Annotated in this window: 14 protein-coding genes; 10 read left to right on the top strand and 4 right to left on the bottom strand. The window is 68.6% G+C overall.

Annotated elements, in window-relative coordinates; all coding sequences use genetic code 11:
* Positions 1-4 precede the first annotated feature (4 nt).
* Together DPV74_RS20625 and DPV74_RS20620 are read left to right on the top strand one after the other, a co-directional pair.
* Positions 5-772: a 3-hydroxyacyl-CoA dehydrogenase gene (locus tag DPV74_RS20625; protein WP_027792242.1), complete on the top strand. Its 768-nt coding sequence runs from the start codon at positions 5-7 to the stop codon at positions 770-772.
* 18 nt (positions 773-790) lie between these two features.
* Positions 791-1,981 (top strand): acetyl-CoA C-acetyltransferase, encoded by a 1,191-nt coding sequence (locus tag DPV74_RS20620; protein ID WP_027792243.1) that lies wholly within the window; start codon positions 791-793, stop codon positions 1,979-1,981.
* 141 nt (positions 1,982-2,122) lie between these two features.
* On the opposite strand, the gene DPV74_RS20615 is transcribed toward DPV74_RS20620, so the two are convergent.
* On the bottom strand, positions 2,123-2,815 hold the full coding sequence (locus DPV74_RS20615; protein ID WP_091925610.1) for a TetR/AcrR family transcriptional regulator: 693 nt from the start codon (positions 2,813-2,815) through the stop codon (positions 2,123-2,125).
* 356 nt (positions 2,816-3,171) lie between these two features.
* On the opposite strand from DPV74_RS20615, the gene DPV74_RS20610 reads away from it, so the two are divergent.
* The 8 genes from DPV74_RS20610 to DPV74_RS20575 all read left to right on the top strand — a co-directional run bounded on the left by DPV74_RS20610 (position 3,172) and on the right by DPV74_RS20575 (position 13,900).
* Positions 3,172-4,452: a Zn-dependent hydrolase gene (locus DPV74_RS20610; RefSeq protein WP_021156778.1), complete on the top strand. Its 1,281-nt coding sequence runs from the start codon at positions 3,172-3,174 to the stop codon at positions 4,450-4,452.
* Positions 4,453-4,582: 130 nt separating this feature from the next.
* Positions 4,583-5,920 carry an NAD(P)-dependent oxidoreductase gene (locus DPV74_RS20605; protein WP_119337859.1) on the top strand — a complete coding sequence of 446 codons (1,338 nt, stop codon included), beginning with the start codon at positions 4,583-4,585 and terminating at the stop codon, positions 5,918-5,920.
* A gap of 70 nt (positions 5,921-5,990) precedes the next feature.
* Complete coding sequence (gene preA, locus DPV74_RS20600; RefSeq protein ID WP_021156780.1) at positions 5,991-7,310, top strand: NAD-dependent dihydropyrimidine dehydrogenase subunit PreA; 1,320 nt, start codon at positions 5,991-5,993, stop codon at positions 7,308-7,310.
* A gap of 102 nt (positions 7,311-7,412) precedes the next feature.
* The gene (locus DPV74_RS20595) at positions 7,413-8,921 is read left to right on the top strand and encodes an NCS1 family nucleobase:cation symporter-1 (RefSeq protein WP_048029018.1); all 1,509 of its coding nucleotides are present in this window, start codon (positions 7,413-7,415) and stop codon (positions 8,919-8,921) included.
* Between the two features lie 43 nt (positions 8,922-8,964).
* Positions 8,965-10,422, top strand: coding sequence for a dihydropyrimidinase (gene hydA / locus DPV74_RS20590; protein ID WP_059863802.1), 1,458 nt, complete (start codon positions 8,965-8,967; stop codon positions 10,420-10,422).
* A gap of 348 nt (positions 10,423-10,770) precedes the next feature.
* Entirely contained in the window at positions 10,771-12,045 is a 1,275-nt protein-coding gene (locus DPV74_RS20585) for a NupC/NupG family nucleoside CNT transporter (protein WP_060172617.1), read from the top strand.
* Positions 12,046-12,083: 38 nt separating this feature from the next.
* A complete protein-coding gene (gene deoA, locus DPV74_RS20580; RefSeq protein WP_119337864.1) occupies positions 12,084-13,400 on the top strand; it encodes a thymidine phosphorylase in 1,317 nt (438 codons plus the stop codon).
* Between the two features lie 110 nt (positions 13,401-13,510).
* Positions 13,511-13,900 (top strand): cytidine deaminase, encoded by a 390-nt coding sequence (locus tag DPV74_RS20575; protein ID WP_119337858.1) that lies wholly within the window; start codon positions 13,511-13,513, stop codon positions 13,898-13,900.
* 32 nt (positions 13,901-13,932) lie between these two features.
* Here DPV74_RS20575 and DPV74_RS20570 read toward each other — a convergent pair whose 3' ends face one another.
* From DPV74_RS20570 to DPV74_RS20560, 3 genes are all read right to left on the bottom strand, one after another.
* Positions 13,933-15,048 (bottom strand): aromatic ring-hydroxylating dioxygenase subunit alpha, encoded by a 1,116-nt coding sequence (locus DPV74_RS20570; protein WP_027792251.1) that lies wholly within the window; start codon positions 15,046-15,048, stop codon positions 13,933-13,935.
* A 264-nt stretch (positions 15,049-15,312) separates the two neighbouring features.
* The gene (gene msrA / locus DPV74_RS20565; protein WP_049096759.1) at positions 15,313-16,008 is read right to left on the bottom strand and encodes a peptide-methionine (S)-S-oxide reductase MsrA; all 696 of its coding nucleotides are present in this window, start codon (positions 16,006-16,008) and stop codon (positions 15,313-15,315) included.
* Between the two features lie 121 nt (positions 16,009-16,129).
* Positions 16,130-17,519: thioredoxin family protein (locus tag DPV74_RS20560; protein WP_119337857.1), on the bottom strand; the 1,390-nt coding region annotated here is incomplete at its 5' end.

The following is a 17,519-nucleotide window of genomic DNA, read 5'->3' as shown; positions in this document are numbered from 1 at the left end:
GCGAATGGATATCAAGGATCGCGTTTTTCTGATCACGGGCGCCGGGTCGGGCCTCGGCGCCGCGGTGGCGCGCATGGTGGTCGCGGAAGGCGGCAAGGCCGTGCTGCTGGACGTCAACGAAGAGGCCGGTGCGGGCCTCGCGCACGCGCTCGGCGAGGCTGCACGCTTCGTGAAGACCGACGTGACGAGCGAAGCCGACGGCCAGGCGGCCGTCGCCGCCGCGCGTGACGCGTTCGGCCGCATCGACGCGCTCGTCAACTGCGCGGGCGTCGCGCCGGGCGAGAAGGTGGTGGGCCGCGATGGTCCGCATTCGCTCGACCGCTTCGCGCGCGCGGTGTCGATCAATCTGGTCGGAACGTTCAACATGATCCGGCTGGCCGCCGAAGCGATGTCGAAGCAGGACGCCAATGCGGAAGGCGAGCGCGGCGTGATCGTCAACACCGCATCGGTCGCGGCGTTCGACGGGCAGATCGGGCAGGCCGCGTATGCGGCATCGAAGAGCGGTGTCGTGGGCATGACGCTGCCGATCGCGCGCGAGCTCGCGCGGTTCGGCATTCGCGTGGTGACGGTCGCGCCGGGCATCTTCGCGACGCCGATGATGGCCGGCATGCCGCAGGACGTGCAGGACGCGCTCGGCAAGAGCGTGCCGTTCCCGCCGCGGCTCGGCCGCCCGGAAGAATTTGCGGCGCTGGTGCGCCACATCGCCGAAAACACGATGCTGAACGGCGAAGTCATCCGTCTCGATGGCGCGTTGCGCATGGCACCGCGCTGACACTGGAGGAAGCGAATCATGACGACTCAGGATCCGATCGTAATCGTTGGCACGGCGCGTACGCCGATGGGTGGTTTTCAGGGCGACCTGGCGGCAGCCAGCGCGAGCGACCTCGGCGCGGTGGCGATTCGCGCGGCGCTCGAGCGCGCGAACGTGCCGGCCGAGCGTATCGATGAAATCGTGTTCGGCTGCGTGCTGCCGGCGGGCCAGGGCCAGGCACCGGCGCGGCAGGCCGCGCTGAAGGCCGGACTGCCGCTCGGGGCCGGCGCGACCACGGTCAACAAGATGTGCGGCTCGGGGATGAAGGCCGCGATGTTCGCGCACGACCTGTTGCTGGCGGGCTCGGCGGGTGTCGCCGTCGCGGGCGGGATGGAGAGCATGACGAACGCGCCGTACCTGCTGCCGAAGGCGCGCGCGGGGATGAGGATGGGTCACGGGCAGGTGCTCGACCACATGTTCCTCGACGGGCTCGAGGACGCGTACGAGAAGGGCCGCCTGATGGGCACGTTCGCGGAGGATTGTGCGCAGGCGTACCAGTTCACGCGCGACGCACAGGATGCGTTCGCGATCGCGTCGCTGACGCGCGCGCAACGCGCGATCGCCGAAGGGCATTTCGTGTCGGAGATCGCGCCGGTGACCGTGAAGGCCGGCAAGTCCGAAACCGTCGTGTCGATCGACGAACAGCCGGGCAAGGCGAAACTCGACAAGATCCCGACGCTGAAGCCGGCCTTCCGCGACGGCGGCACGGTGACGGCCGCCAATGCGTCGTCGATCTCGGACGGCGCGGCCGCGCTCGTGATGATGCGCCGCTCGGAAGCCGAGCGCCTGGGCCTCACGCCGAAGGCCGTGATCGTCGGGCACTCGACCTACGCGGACAAGCCGGGCCTGTTCGCGACCGCGCCGATCGGCGCACTGCGCAAGCTGTCGGAGAAAACCGGCTGGAACCTGCGCGACGTCGACCTGTTCGAGATCAACGAAGCGTTCGCGGTGGTACCGATGGCCGCGATGCGCGATCTCGACCTGCCGCACGAGAAGGTCAACGTGCACGGCGGCGCGTGTGCGCTCGGCCATCCGATCGGTGCGTCGGGTGCGCGCGTGATGGTGACGCTGCTGGCCGCGCTCGAGACGTATGGCCTGAAGCGCGGCATCGCATCGCTGTGCATCGGCGGTGGCGAGGCGACGGCCATCGCGATCGAGCGCGTTGCTTGACGCGTAGCACGCACGTAACGACGCACGCGCGCGATACGGCACGCTGACCGTATCGTGCTACGGGCGAAGGGCATCGCGCAGGCCTCTCTGCGCGTTGACCTTCGCCCGCTTCGTTTTCAGTGAATGGCGATGCGCGTTGCGCTACGCCTTCGCGTGCGGCGATACCGCCCCGCACGCACGAATCACGAGCTGCACGACCTGCTCGGTCTGCTCGTCGAACGCCTTCTGCGTGAACGCACGCTTGCCGCTCAGCGCGCGGATCTGCGCATCGAAATCCGCGTAGTGCTGCGTGGTCGCCCAGATCAGGTACATCAGCGCGTGCGCGTCGATCGGCGCGAGCAGCCCGCGTGCGATCCAGCCGTCGATCACCTTCACGCGCGTGTCGAACCACGGCTTCACGCGTTGCGACAGGATGTCCTGCATGTGCTCCGCGCCATGGATGATCTCGTTGGCCCAGACCTTCGAGCCGAGCGGGCGCCGTCGCGACAGATTCATCTTCGCGCGCACGTAGCCGCCGATCGCTTCCACTGGATCGTCGCCGGCCTCGAACGTGCCGGCCGCGCGATGCCAGTCCTCGAACAGGTCGTCGAGCACGCGGCGGTAGAGCGCGAGCTTCGTCGGGAAGTAGTAATGCAGGTTCGCCTTCGGCAGGCCCGCGCGCTCCGCGATCATCGCGGTGCTCGCGCCGTCGAGCCCGCGCTCCGCGAACACGGCCTCCGCACACGCGAGCAGATGCGCTTCGTTGGACTCGCGGATGTGTGCCTTGCGTCGCCGCAAAGGCGCGGACGTTTCGTCGCTGTCGGTCGCTTCGGCTGCCGCCTCGTCATGTCTCATCGTTACCCTCGCGCGGCGGGCATGCCGCGTTGGGCTTCATTCTAGCCGCTGATCCGCGTCGAACGCACGCATGCGGAAACGGCGCATCCGCAGCGATGCTGCGTTGCGATGGCACGTTTCTCGCTCTATCGATCCACGAAAGAAAGACATTGCTTTGGTCATTTTGATCGTCTAAAACCTGTCCAATCGGACAGGATTCGACGAGCGGCGGAAGGCAGTTCCGGCGATTCGTCGGACGAACTTCGCGCACGACCGGGACATGCACCGCGCATGGGCGGGATTGCCCCGAAACAGGTATTGCACGCACCGGCACAGACCGGGCTGACGACATCACCGACCCCACAGGAGCGATACGAATGAACGCGGTATCGGAAACAGTGAAGCGGGCAGCTTTCGACACGTCGATCAAGGTCGACGGCAAGCGGTTGTGGGACAGCCTGATGGAAGTCGCGAAGATCGGCGCGACGCCGAAGGGTGGCGTTTGCCGCCTCGCGCTGACCGATCTCGACAAGGCCGGCCGCGACCTGATCGTCGGCTGGGCGAAGGCCGCCGGCTGCACGGTGACGGTCGATACGATGGGCAACGTGTTCATGCGCCGTGCAGGCCGCGTGGCCGATGCGGCGCCGGTCGTTACCGGCTCGCACGCGGATTCTCAGCCGACGGGCGGCCGCTTCGACGGCATCTACGGCGTGCTCGGCGGCCTCGAGGTGATTCGCAGTCTCAACGATCACGGTATCGAGACCGAGCATCCGGTCGAGGTCGTGATCTGGACCAACGAGGAAGGCTCGCGCTTCGCGCCCGCGATGGTCGCATCCGGCGTATTCGCGGGCGTTTTCCCGCTCGAATACGGGCTGTCGCGCAAGGACGTGGACGGCAAGACGATCGGCGAGGAACTGGCGCGCATCGGCTACGCGGGCGACGTGCCGTGCGGCGGGCGCAAGCTGCACGCGGCGTTCGAACTGCATATCGAGCAGGGGCCGATACTCGAAGCGGAGTGCAAGACGATCGGCGTCGTGACCGACGCGCAGGGGCAGCGCTGGTACGAGATCACGTTCACCGGCCAGGAAGCGCATGCGGGGCCGACGCCGATGCCGCGCCGGCGCGATGCGTTGCTCGGTGCGTCGCGCGTGGTCGATCTGGTCAACCGGATCGGCCTCGATCATGCGCCGTTCGGCTGCGCGACGGTCGGCATGATGCAGGTCTACCCGAACTCGCGCAACGTGATTCCCGGACGCGTGTTCTTCACCGTCGATTTCCGTCATCCGGACGACGCGGTGCTCGCGAAGATGGATGCTGCATTGCGCGATGGTGTGGCGCGCATCGCGGCCGACATCGGGCTCGAGACCCAGCTCGAGCAGATTTTCTATTACAAGCCGGTCGCGTTCGACTCCGCATGCGTGGAAGCGGTGCGCGGTGCGGCCGACCGCTTCGGCTACTCGCATCGCGACATCGTGTCGGGCGCGGGGCACGATGCGTGTTATCTCGCCCAGGTCGCGCCGACGTCGATGGTGTTCGTGCCGTGTGTCGACGGGATCAGCCACAACGAGATCGAGGACGCGACGCCCGCATGGATCGAGGCCGGCGCGAACGTGCTGCTGCACGCGATGCTGTCGCGCGCATGCGAGCCGGCTTCATGACGCAAGGACCGTAGCAGCCGGCAGGCTGCGTACCGCCTGACCGTAGCATTCCTGATAATGATGACCGCCCCGACTGTGCATTCGCAGCCGGCGGGGACGGCTTTGTCTCCACCCAGTCGAAGGAACGCGTATGACCACCAAGCCAACCGGCGATATCGCCGCGCATCGCCTGTCGTCCACGCAACTCTCGTGCGAATTCGCCGATATCGCGCCGCTGCTCGATCCGACCGCGGCCGCGGCCGCCGCCAGCCGCTGCCATTACTGCTACGACGCACCGTGCGTGCAGGCCTGCCCGACGCAGATCGACATCCCGAGCTTCATTCGCAAGATCGGCAACGGCAACCTGAAGGGCGCCGCGACCGACATCCTGTCGGCGAATCCGCTCGGCGGGATGTGCGCACGCGTGTGCCCGACCGAGATCCTGTGCGAAGGCGCATGCGTGCGCAACCACCAGGATGCGCAGCCCGTTGCGATCGGCGCGCTGCAGCGGCATGCGACCGACTGGGCGATGGCGACCGGCGCGGTGCGCTTCACGCGCGCGCCCGACACGGGCCGCCACGTCGCGGTGGTCGGCGCGGGGCCGGCCGGGCTCGCGTGTGCGCACCGGCTCGCGCTCGCCGGGCATCGCGTCACGCTGTTCGACGCACGCCCGAAGGCCGGCGGTCTCAACGAGTACGGGATCGCCGCGTACAAGACCGTCGACGATTTCGCGCAACGTGAAGTCGAGTGGCTGCTGTCGGTGGGCGGCATCACGCTGCAGACCGGCGTCGCGCTTGGCCGTGACATCGCGCTGGACGCGCTGCGCGAGCAGCACGACGCGGTGTTTCTCGCGATGGGCCTCGCCGGCGTGCGCGCGCTCGCGATCGACGGCGAACAACTGGCCGGCGTGATGAACGCAGTCGACTTCATCGAGCAGGTACGGCAGGCCGACGCGCTGGAGAACGTGCCGGTCGGGCGGCGCGTGGTCGTGATCGGCGGCGGCAATACGGCCATCGATGCGGCGGTGCAAAGCCGCAAGCTCGGCGCCGATCGCGTGACGATGGTGTACCGGCGTGGCGTGGACGCGATGAGCGCGACGTGGGCCGAGCGCGAATTCGCGCAGAAGAGCGGCGTCACGCTCGTCACGCACGCGAAACCCGTGCGCATGGCGGGCGTGAACGGGCAGGTGACGGGTGTCGAGTTCGAGGCGGCATCGGGCGAGCGTTTCACCGTCGAAGCGGACATGGTGCTGAAGGCGATCGGCCAGACGCTGGTGCCGGACGATGGCGCAGCCGCGCTGCTGACGGCGGACGCCACGCGTATCGCGGTGGATGCGGACGGGCGCACCGCATGGCCCGACGTGTGGGCCGGCGGCGACTGCGCGGCGACGGGCGGCATCGACCTCACGGTGCAGGCCGTGCAGGACGGCAAGCGCGCGGCCGCGTCGATCGACGCGGCGCTCGCGCAACGCAACGCGAAGGCCGCGTGAGCGCACCGCGCGCGTCACATACCACCACCACGAGCACAACGAACACGACCCCACTCTCACGGAGCCGAACATGGCCGACCTTCGCTGCACCATCGCGGGCATCACTTCGCCGAATCCCTTCTGGCTGGCGTCCGCGCCGCCGACCGACAAGGCCTACAACGTGAACCGCGCGTTCGAGGCGGGCTGGGGCGGTGTCGTGTGGAAGACGCTCGGGCTCGATCCGCACGTCGTCAACGTCAGTTCGCGCTACGGCGCCGTGCAGTGGAACGGCCAGCGCATCGCGGGGCTGAACAACATCGAGCTGATCACCGACCGTCCGCTCGACGTGAACCTGAGAGAGATCGCGCAGGTGAAGCGCGACTGGCCGGAACGCGCGCTGATCGTGTCGCTGATGGTGCCGTGCAACGAGCGGGACTGGAAATGGATCTTGCCGCTCGTCGAGGATACGGGCGCCGACGCGGTCGAGCTGAACTTCGGCTGTCCGCACGGGATGAGCGAGCGCGGGATGGGTGCGGCGGTCGGGCAGGTGCCCGAATACGTGGAGATGGTCACGCGCTGGGTGAAGGAAGGCACGAAGCTGCCGTGCCTCGTGAAGCTCACGCCGAACATCAGCGATATCCGGATGGGGTCGCGCGCCGCGTACAAGGGCGGCGCGGACGGCGTGTCGCTGATCAACACGATCAACTCGATCGTCGCGGTCGATCTCGACCACATGGCGCCGATGCCGACCGTGGACGGCAAGGGCACGCACGGCGGCTATTGCGGCCCGGCGGTCAAGCCGATCGCGTTGAACATGGTCGCGGAGATCGCGCGCGACCCGGAAACGCCGAACCTGCCGATCTCCGGCATCGGCGGCATCTCGTCGTGGCGCGACGCCGCCGAGTTCATGGTGCTCGGCGCCGGCAGCGTGCAGGTGTGCACCGCGGCGATGCATTATGGATTCCGGATCGTGTCGGACCTCGCCGACGGCCTGTCGAACTGGATGGACGAGAAGGGTTACGCGACGCTCGACGATATCCGCGGCCGCGCGGTGCCGAACGTGACCGACTGGAAATACCTGAACCTGAAGTACGACATCAAGGCGCGCATCGACCAGGATCGCTGCATCCAGTGCGGGCTGTGCCATATCGCGTGCGAGGACACGTCGCACCAGGCGATCACGGCGACGAAGGACGGCGTGCGTCACTTCGAAGTGGTGGACTCGGAATGCGTCGGGTGCAATCTTTGCATGCATGTGTGTCCGGTCGAGCAATGCATCACGATGGAGCGCGTCGATTCGGGCGACTACGCGAACTGGACCACGCATCCGAACAATCCGGCGAGCGCGGACGCGGGGGCGAGTGCAGGTGCGGCGGCGGCACCCGAGAAACACGCGAAGAAGGCTGCCTGACCGGCGTCCGGCGGCGCGGGAGAGCCCCGCATCGTCGCTTTTCGTTCCACCCGGGCCGGCATCGCATGGTGCCGGCGCCGACGTTTTCGTGGAGTGCGTTCGATGAATCACGCAGCGAATCCCGCCGATCCCGATGGCGCCGCGGCGCAGGGCGGCAGCCTGTACAACGACGACCTCGCGCCGACGACGCCGGCGCAGCGCACGTGGAAGTGGTATCACTTCGCGGCGCTCTGGGTCGGGATGGTGATGAACATTGCGTCGTACATGCTTGCGGCGGGGCTGATCCAGGAAGGCATGTCGCCGTGGCAGGCCGTGACGACGGTGTTGCTCGGCAACCTGATCGTGCTCGTGCCGATGCTGCTGATCGGTCATGCGGGCGCGAAGCACGGGATTCCGTACGCGGTGCTCGTGCGCGCGTCGTTCGGCACGCAGGGCGCGAAGCTGCCGGCGCTGTTGCGCGCGATCGTCGCATGCGGCTGGTACGGGATCCAGACCTGGCTCGGCGGCAGTGCGATCTATACGCTGCTGAACATCCTGACCGGCAACGCGCTGCACGGCGCCGCGCTGCCGGTCGTCGGCATCGGGTTCGGGCAGCTCGCGTGCTTTCTCGTGTTCTGGGCGCTGCAGCTCTACTTCATCTGGCACGGCACCGATTCGATCCGCTGGCTCGAGAGCTGGTCCGCGCCGATCAAGGTCGTGATGTGCGTGGCGCTCGTGTGGTGGGCGACGTCGAAGGCGGGCGGCTTCGGCACGATGCTGTCGGCGCCGTCGCAGTTCGCGGCGGGCGGCAAGAAGGCCGGGCTGTTCTGGGCGACCTTCTGGCCGGGCCTGACCGCGATGGTTGGCTTCTGGGCGACGCTCGCGCTGAACATCCCCGATTTCACGCGCTTCGCGCATTCGCAGCGCGACCAGGTGATCGGCCAGTCGATCGGGCTGCCGTTGCCGATGGCACTGCTGTCGGTGGTGTCGGTCGTCGTGACGTCCGCGACCGTCGTGATCTACGGCAACGCGATCTGGGATCCGATCGACCTGACGAGCCGGATGACGGGCATCGGCGTGGGCATCGCGCTCGTGATCCTCACGCTCGACACGATGTGCTGCAACCTCGCCGCGAATCTCGTCGGCCCGGCCTACGATTTCTCGAGCCTGTGGCCGAAGGGGATCTCGTACCGCACCGGCGGGATGATCACCGCGACCATCGCGATCGTGATGATGCCGTGGAAGATCCTCGCGACGACGGACGGCTACATCTTCACCTGGCTCGTCGGTTATTCGGCGCTGCTCGGGCCCGTGGCGGGGATCATGATGGTCGACTACTTCCTGATTCGCGGCACGCGGCTCGACACGCGCGCGCTGTTCGACGAACGCGGCGGCTTCAGCTACGCGCGCGGCTGGAACCCGGCCGCGCTGGCCGCGCTCGCGGTCGGCGTGCTGCCGAACCTGCCCGGCTTCCTGCACACGGCATTTCCGGCGTCGTTCCCGAACGTGCCGGCGTTCTTCAACACGCTTTATACGTACGCGTGGTTCGTCGGCCTCGTGCTGGCGTCGGGCGTGTACGGCACCTGGATGAAGTGGCGCGCCGGACAGCGCGCGCAGATCGCGAGCGCATGACACGCGCGATGCGGCACCCGACAGTCAACGAGGAGGCAACCCCATGGCAATCCTGATTCGCGGCGGCACCGTGGTCGATGCGGACCGCTCCTATCGCGCCGACGTTCTGTGCGCGGACCCTGAAGACGGCGGCACGATCCTCCAGATCGCCGAGCAGATCGACGCGCCGGCCGGCGCGAGCGTCGTCGACGCGCACGACCAGTACGTGATGCCGGGCGGCATCGATCCGCATACGCACATGGAACTGCCGTTCATGGGCACGACCGCGAGCGACGATTTCTACTCGGGCACGGCCGCCGGGCTCGCCGGCGGCACGACGAGCATCATCGACTTCGTGATCCCGAGCCCGAAGCAGCCGCTGATGGACGCGTTCCGCGAATGGCGCGGCTGGGCCGAGAAGGCGGCGGCCGACTACGGCTTCCACGTGGCCGTGACGTGGTGGGACGAGAGCGTGCATCGCGACATGGGTACGCTCGTGCGCGAGCACGGCGTGTCGAGCTTCAAGCACTTCATGGCGTACAAGAACGCGATCATGGCCGACGACGAGGTGCTCGTGAACAGCTTCTCGCGTTCGCTCGAACTCGGCGCGCTGCCGACCGTGCACGCAGAGAACGGCGAGCTCGTGTTCCAGCTGCAGAAGGCGCTGCTCGCGCGCGGGATGACGGGGCCGGAGGCGCATCCGCTGTCGCGGCCGCCGGAGGTCGAGGGCGAGGCCGCGAACCGCGCGATCCGCATCGCGCAGGTGCTCGGCGTGCCCGTGTACATCGTGCACGTCTCCGCGAAGGACGCGGTGGATGCGATCACGCGCGCACGCAGCGAGGGGCTGCGCGTGTTCGGCGAGGTGCTGCCGGGCCACCTGGTGATCGACGAGGCCGTTTATCGCGATCCGGACTGGACGCGCGCGGCCGCGCATGTGATGAGCCCGCCGTTCCGCTCGGCCGAGCATCGCGAGGCGCTGTGGCGCGGGCTGCAGGCGGGGCAACTGCATACGACGGCGACCGACCACTGCGTGTTCTGCGCGTCGCAGAAGGCGATGGGCCGCAACGATTTCACGAAGATCCCGAACGGCTGCGGCGGGGTCGAGGATCGCATGTCGGTGCTGTGGCATCACGGCGTGAATCACGGCCGCATCACGCCGAACGAGTTCGTGCGGATCACGTCGACGAATGCCGCGCAGATCTTCAACCTGTATCCGCGCAAGGGCGCCGTGCAGGTGGGCGCCGATGCCGACCTCGTCGTGTGGGACCCTGCCGCGACGAAGACGATCTCGGTGAAGACCCATCACCAGCAGGTCGACTTCAACGTGTTCGAAGGGATGACGGTGCAGGGTGTCGCGACGCATACGCTCACGCGCGGCGCGCTCGCATGGGCCGACGGCGAATTGCGCGCGGTGCGCGGCGCGGGACGCTACCTGAAGCGCCCGCCGGCCGCCGGCTACTACGAGGCCGCGCGGATCGCGAACCGGCTGCGCGAACCGCATCCGGTCGAGCGCGCCGGCTGAACGGAGCGTAACGTGTGTAACGTGCGGGGCGTGTCGGGTCGAGCGACACGCCCCGCATGCTTCATCTTGCCTTCCCGTGCATGCCGGCACTCCTTCTGCCCGCTGCACACCGTCCCGCCAGTTCTCTCAGTATTTGGGACGGATCGTGGCGTGATCCCGTCTTGCCGATCTCCCGGTATGTAGAAGAACTGAGCAAGTCGACGAAGCACGCGACGTTGCTCGAACGCGGCCATTTTGTTTGCGTTGTCGGCGTGCATGCCGGCGAGTAATATCCACCGACGGCGTTTCGCAGGCACGCCGGGCCTGCCCGCCGAACAGTCCAACAACATTGAGAGCAAGGAGTACGAGGTGGATATTCTGCGCAGTCTCCTGGGTATGCTGTTCCTGCTGCTGGTGGCCTATCTGCTGTCGAACAACCGGCGCGCGGTGAGCGGCCGGACCATGGTCGCCGCGCTGTGCACGCAGCTGGCGATCGGCGCGCTGGTGCTGTTCGTGCCGTCCGGCCGCACGGCGCTGGCGGCGGCCGCGAACGGCGTCAATCGCGTGCTCGACATGGGCAATCACGGCATCGCGTTCGTGTTCGGCGGGCTCGTCGACAGCAGGATGTTCCAGCTGTTCGGCGACGGCGGGTTCGTGTTCGGCCTGCGCGTGCTGCCGATGATCATCTTCGTGACCGCGCTGATCGCGGTGCTGTACTACATCGGCGTGATGAAGTGGATCGTCGCGATCCTCGGCGCCGCACTGGCGAAAGTGCTCGGCGTGAGCCGCATCGAGGCGTGCTCGGCCGTCGCGACGATCTTTCTGGGGCAGAGCGAGATGCCCGCGCTCGTGAAGCCGTTCGTGCGGAACATGACGAGCGCCGAGATCTTCACGGTGATGGCAAGCGGCATGGCGTCGGTCGCCGGCTCGGTGCTGGTCGGCTACGCCGGCCTCGGCGTGAAGATGGAATACCTGCTCGCCGCGTCGTTCATGGCGGTGCCCGGCGGCCTGCTGTTCGGCAAGCTGCTGTTTCCGACGGTCGAGCCGAGCCGCGTCGTGGTCGACGGGCTCGACTTCGACGACAAGCGCGCCGCCAACGTGATCGAGGCGGCGGCGTCGGGCGCGTCGGTCGGGCTGCGGATCGCGATCAACGTCGGCGCGATGCTGATCGCGTTCGTCGGGCTCATCGCGCTGATGAACCTCATCGTCAGCGGCGCGGCGGCGTTCGCGGGCTTTCCGCAGATCACGCTCGTGGGTATCATCGGCCACCTGTTCGCGCCGCTCGCGTGGATCATCGGCGTGCCGTGGCACGACGCGGCACTGGCCGGCAACTTCATCGGCGAGAAGCTGATCTTCAACGAGTTCGTCGCGTATGGCGACCTGTCGCCGTACCTGAAGAGCGGCGAGCACGTCGCGGCGGCCGGCCTGCAGGTGCTCGACCCGAAGACGCTCGCGATCGTGTCGTTCGCGCTGTGCGGCTTCGCGAACTTCTCGTCGATCGCGATCCTCGCGGGCGGCTTCAGCGCGGTCGCGCCCGAGCGCCGCTCGGAAGTCGCGCGGCACGGCCTGCGCGCACTGACGGCCGCGACGCTGTCGAACCTGATGAGCGCGGCGATTGCGGGCCTGTTCTTTTCGCTCCATTGAACTTGCGCCTGAACCTGAACGATCGAGGAGAGGCAACGATGTTTTTACCGCAGGAATTCATTCGCCGGAAGCGCGACGGGCAGCCGCTCGATCGCGACGGGATCGCCGCGTTCGTGCGCGGCGTGACCGACGGCAGCGTGACCGAGGGCCAGGTGGCCGCGTTCGCGATGGCCGTATTTTTCAACGACCTGAGCACCGACGAGCGCGTCGCGCTGACGCTCGCGCAGCGCGACTCGGGCGACGTGCTCGACTGGCGCGCGCTCGATCTCGGCGGGCCGGTGATCGACAAGCATTCGACCGGCGGCGTCGGCGATGTCGTGTCGCTGATGCTCGGGCCGATGGTGGCCGCGTGCGGCGGCTACGTGCCGATGATCTCGGGGCGCGGGCTCGGCCATACCGGCGGCACGCTCGACAAGCTGAGCGCGATTCCCGGCTACGACGTGACGCCCGATACGGACGCGTTTCGCCGCACGGTGCGCGAGGTCGGCGTCGCGATCATCGGGCAGACCGCGCGGCTGGCGCCGGCCGACATGCGCATCTATGCGATTCGCGACGTGACGGCGACCGTCGAATCGATCGCGATGATCACCGCGTCGATCCTGTCGAAGAAGCTCGCGGCCGGGCTCGACGGGCTCGTGATGGACGTGAAGGTTGGCTCCGGCGCATTCATGCCGACCGCCGAACAGTCGGCAGAACTGGCGCGCAGCATCGTCGACGTCGGCAACGGCGCCGGCATGAAGACGACCGCGATCCTCACCGACATGAACCAGTCGCTCGCGCCGTGCGCGGGCAATGCGCTCGAAGTGGCGTGCGCGATCGACTACCTGACGGGCAAGTCGCGCCCGGCGCGCCTGCATGACGTCACGATGGCGCTGTCGGCGGAGCTGCTCGTCACCGGCGGGCTGGCGCGCGACGTCGAGGCGGCGCGCGTGAAGTTGCAGCACGCGCTCGATTCGGGGGCGGCTGCGGAACGCTTCGCGAAGATGGTCACGGCGCTCGGCGGCCCCGCGGACCTGATCGACGCACCCGCGCGTCATCTTGCGCGGGCGGAGGTGATCGTACCGGTTCCGTCGCGCGTGAGCGGCGTCGTGCAGCGGGTCGATTGCCGCGCGCTCGGGCTCGCGGTCGTCGCGCTCGGCGGCGGGCGCACGCGCGCGGCGGACGCGATCGACTACAGTGTCGGCCTGACGGCGCTCGCGGAGATCGGGCAGCGTGTCGAAGCCGGCCAGCCGCTCGGCCATGTGCATGCCCGCGACGCAGCCGCCGCGGCGCACGCGGTGGATGCGATCCAGCGCAGCTATGTGCTGGGCGAGACGGGCGACGCGCCGCCGACCCTCTATCAGCGGATCGGCTGACCGATCGCACGGTGCGGATACCGGCGATCGCTTCACGCCACGGGCGTATCGTGGCGGCCGGGATGCGGCCGCGCCGATGCTCCCCGGCACACAATCGGAGGCACGACGAGATGGAACGACACGAACTGATCGAAGCGGCGAAGGCGGCGCGCGAGCGCGCGTACGCGCCGTATTCCCGCTTCAAGGTCGGCGCCGCGCTGCTGGCGCGCGACGGGACGGTTTTTCACGGCTGCAACGTCGAGAACGCGTCTTACGGACTCTGCAACTGCGCGGAACGCACGGCGATGTTTGCGGCCATCGCCGCCGGTTATCGTCCGGGGGATTTCACGCGACTCGCGGTCGTGGGCGACACGGTCGGCCCGATCGCGCCGTGCGGCGCATGCCGCCAGGTGATCATCGAGATCGGCACGCCGGACATCGAAGTGATCCTGGCCAACCTGAACGGGGCCGTCGACGTCACGACGGCCCACGCATTGCTGCCGGGCGCGTTCCGCTTGTAACGAACGGCGCGCGCACCGGCGCGCCGCTCAAGTCACGCGCCGTCGCGCGCTTCGCGGATCGGGATCACCGTGCGCGCGCCGCACTGGCGCAGCAGGTCGCGCAGCTCGTTGATGACCGGAAACACCTCGTGGTTCCAGTCGGCGCCCTGCCGGTCATGCGCTTCCTGCTCGCGCTCGACGATCCAGCGATCCTCGCGGAAGATGCGCTCGGTGAACCAGACGAGCAGCGGCCACGCGAGATCGAGCGCGAACGGTATGCCGGGCTTGTGGATCGACAGCAGTCCGAACGTGCGGTTGGTGCGCTGCTCGGCGTCGAGCGGGACGTAGACGATCCACAGGTCCATCACGAGCGTGCCTTCGCTCGAGCGGATCTGCAGTGTCTGGTACGGATAACCGGTGCGCACCGTCATCACGCTCTTGTCCGCCTGCTCGCCCGGCTTCTTGCTCGCGCCGAACACGAGCGCCTCGCCGACCGGCTGCTTGCCTTCCATCCGCGCGAACGTGTAGTCCACCTCGACCCAGTCGTCGCCGCGGCGCCGGCCGACCGAGCGCGCACGCATCTGCCCCATCTGCTTGCGATGCAGGAACTGATGGTTCATGTCCATCAGGTTCTCGTGCATGAACGAGTAGTGGCACTTGACCTCGCGGCCGAAGCGGCGCGTCTTGAACGCGCGGTCGTCCGCCGATTCGAGCGCGGGGAACGGCCGCGAGTCGGCGAGCGTCGCGTCGCCCGGGAACACGAAGATCAGCCCGTGCGCTTCGCGGCACGGATACGCGCGCACGCCGTTGGGCAGGCGCTCGCGGCCGAGGTACGGCACGTCGACGCAGCGGCCGCTGTCGCACGCGTAGGTCCAGCCGTGATAACAGCAGCGCAGCGTCTCGCCGCTCACGACGCCCGCGTGCAGCGGCACCTGGCGGTGCGCGCAACGATCCTCGAGCGCGTACACGGCGCCGGATTCGGTGCGCACGAGCACGATCGGATCGCCGGCGAAGCGCACGCCGAGTGTCTTGCCGCGTTTCAGCTCGCGCGACCACGCGAGCGGGTACCAGTAATCGGGATGAATCGGCACGCGGCGCAAGTCGCGCACGGCCGAGCCGGAAGAGGGTTCTCCAAGGGTGCCGCTGTCAGGGAAGGGCACTGCTCGCATGCGTGACGTCTCCGGGCTGGACTGGAATTCCGGGCGCCGCAAGATGCGGCGGGGATCTGGAGAAGTCTACGCGAAGTTGCCGGTCGCGGCGGACGCGATGCGGGTTTGCCCCGGCACGGCGGCCGCGGTTTCGTTGATGCAGCGCAAACCGGATCGCGGGCGGCTCGCGCCGGCCGTGCGTGGCCGCACGGGCTTCGGCCGCGCGGCGGGCGTTACGCGGTCAACCCCGTCACCCCGTCACGCGGCCGCGTGACCGCGTGGCGGTCACGAGCGCGCATCGCGCCACAGCACCGCGTCGGTGCGGTACAGCGCCGGGAAGTACTGCTTCAGCCCGGCGATCTTCGGCATGTCGTTGTACGCGATGTACGGCGCGTCGGGGTGCAGCTCGAGGTAGTTCTGGTGGTAGGCCTCGGCCGGGTAGAACCCCTTGTAGTCCTCGACGCGCGTGACGACCGGCGCCGGAAACACGTGCGCGGTGCCGAGCTGCGCGATGTACGCGGTCGCGACCGCGCGTTGCTGCGCGGTGGTCGGGAAGATCGCCGACCGGTATTGCGACCCTTCGTCGGGGCCCTGCCGGTTGAGCTCGGTCGGATCGTGCGCGACCGAGAAGAACACCTGCAGAAGCCGGCCGTACGTGATCCGGGTCGGGTCGTAGACGATGCGAACCGATTCCGCGTGTCCGGTCAGCCCCGAGCCGACGAGCGCATAGTGCGCGGTTTCGGACGCACCGCCCGCATAGCCGGCCGTGACCTGCTTCACGCCCTTCACGTGCTCGAATACGCCCTGCACGCCCCAGAAGCAGCCGCCGGCGAACACGGCCGTCTCGTCGTGCGATGTGCCGGGCGTTTCGTCGAGCGTGGGCGCGGGTACGGTGCGCATCGCCTCGGCGGAGTTGACGATGCGCTGGTAGCCGAACACGGCGAGCGCCGCGACGGCGATGGCGCCGATGCGGCGCAGCATCGCCTTTCGCCGTTGCGGCGCGGAACCGCGGGGGGAGGTGGTGTTCACGGTGTGCTCCTTCGGAAGACGGAATGGAAAGCGGGGCCCGGACGCGGCGCCGGTGCGCCGCCCCCGGCCGGGATCAGCCGAACGTGAACGCATAGGCATTCACGCCGGGATCGAGAAACTCGATCGAGAACGTGCGATCGGCGATCGCGCCGGGTTGCCGGACCAGCTGGTACAGGCGTTGCCCGGTCACGGTGCCGTAGCCTTGCGCATCGACGTCGCTGCCGTGCGCGGCGCCGGGGGCCGCGCCGTCGAGCGTCACGCGAAAGCGCACCGGCTTGCCGTCCTCGCCGGGGCCGAGCACCAGGTGCAGGTCGCGCGCATGGAAGCGGTAGACGATGCGGCCGGCGGGCGCCGCGAGCGTCGCGCGTTCGGCGCCGACCCGCCACATGCCGGCGAGGCCCCAGTCGTTCAGATCGGGACGGGCCGGCTCGGCATAGTGATACGCCGCATCGCGCACCACGCCGCCGGGCGACACGAAATCCTCGGCGCGTGCGTAGCCGACGTAGGTCTCGGGCGAGCGGACGTCCGCGCTGTCGGCCGCCGCGAGCGCCCCCTTCGCGGGCGCGCCGGCGAGCCCGAGCGGCACGTTCAGCGCTTCCGGATGGCCGGCCTCGGCGAGCAGCGACTGGATCGCGCGCTCCGATTCCGCGTACTCGCCTTCGCCGAAGTGGTGACGGCGCACGCGGCCTTGCGCGTCGACGAAGTAGTGCGCGGGCCAGTATTCGTTGTTGAATGCGCGCCAGATCGCGAAACGGTTGTCGATCGCGACCGGGAAGTCGATGCCGAGGTCGTGCACGGCCTTCTTCACGTTGCCGATGTCGCGTTCGAACGCGAATTCGGGTGCGTGCACACCGATCACGACGAGCCCGTACGGCGCGTACTTGCGCGCCCACGCGGTCGTGTACGGCAGCGTGCGCAGGCAGTTGATGCACGAATAGGTCCAGAAATCGACCAGCACCACCTTGCCGCGCAGGCCGGCCGCCGTCAGCGGCGGCGAGTTCAGCCACTGCACCGCGCCGTCGAGCGACGGCAGCGTGCCTTCGACGGGCAGCGCGGCGGGCGCATGCGTCGCGTCCACCGCGCGCATCATCGCGCCGCCGGCCTGCGCGGCATCGGCCGTCGCGGCCATCATCGCGCCGCCGGAACCGTTCGCGACACCGTTGGCCGAGCCGTCCGCCGCGCGTTCTGCCACGTTTTCCGCCGAACCGCCGGCCGGTGCCATTGCCGCCGGCGTGCCGTTGGCACGCCCGCCGAGCCGGTCGACGAGCTTCGTTTCGAGTCCGCCCGTCGTGACGGTCGACAGTTGTGCGAGCGCGCCCGTATCGAGGCCGAGCGCGATCGCACCGACGCCGGCCAGCAGCGCCGCGCCGATTCCGCGCTTGATCCATTCGCCGGCGCCGAGCGAGCGCTTCATCGCGGCGAACACCTTGCCGCCGATCACCAGCGCGACGCCGAGCGACGTC

The sequence above is a fragment of the Burkholderia sp. HAN2018 genome (assembly GCF_024704855.1).
GTDB classification, from domain to species: domain Bacteria; phylum Pseudomonadota; class Gammaproteobacteria; order Burkholderiales; family Burkholderiaceae; genus Burkholderia; species Burkholderia cepacia.
This window is presented reverse-complemented; position numbering and strand designations above follow the sequence as displayed.

Bases quoted from the DNA above. Each gene is read 5' to 3' on its own strand.
- DPV74_RS20625 (WP_027792242.1), top strand. From the start codon at position 5: ATGGATATCAAGGATCGCGTTTTTCTGATCACGGGCGCCGGGTCGGGC.
- DPV74_RS20620 (WP_027792243.1), top strand. From the start codon at position 791: ATGACGACTCAGGATCCGATCGTAATCGTTGGCACGGCGCGTACGCCG.
- DPV74_RS20615 (WP_091925610.1), bottom strand. From the start codon at position 2,815: ATGAGACATGACGAGGCGGCAGCCGAAGCGACCGACAGCGACGAAACG.
- DPV74_RS20610 (WP_021156778.1), top strand. From the start codon at position 3,172: ATGAACGCGGTATCGGAAACAGTGAAGCGGGCAGCTTTCGACACGTCG.
- DPV74_RS20605 (WP_119337859.1), top strand. From the start codon at position 4,583: ATGACCACCAAGCCAACCGGCGATATCGCCGCGCATCGCCTGTCGTCC.
- preA (WP_021156780.1), top strand. From the start codon at position 5,991: ATGGCCGACCTTCGCTGCACCATCGCGGGCATCACTTCGCCGAATCCC.
- DPV74_RS20595 (WP_048029018.1), top strand. From the start codon at position 7,413: ATGAATCACGCAGCGAATCCCGCCGATCCCGATGGCGCCGCGGCGCAG.
- hydA (WP_059863802.1), top strand. From the start codon at position 8,965: ATGGCAATCCTGATTCGCGGCGGCACCGTGGTCGATGCGGACCGCTCC.
- deoA (WP_119337864.1), top strand. From the start codon at position 12,084: ATGTTTTTACCGCAGGAATTCATTCGCCGGAAGCGCGACGGGCAGCCG.
- DPV74_RS20575 (WP_119337858.1), top strand. From the start codon at position 13,511: ATGGAACGACACGAACTGATCGAAGCGGCGAAGGCGGCGCGCGAGCGC.
- DPV74_RS20570 (WP_027792251.1), bottom strand. From the start codon at position 15,048: ATGCGAGCAGTGCCCTTCCCTGACAGCGGCACCCTTGGAGAACCCTCT.
- msrA (WP_049096759.1), bottom strand. From the start codon at position 16,008: ATGCTGCGCCGCATCGGCGCCATCGCCGTCGCGGCGCTCGCCGTGTTC.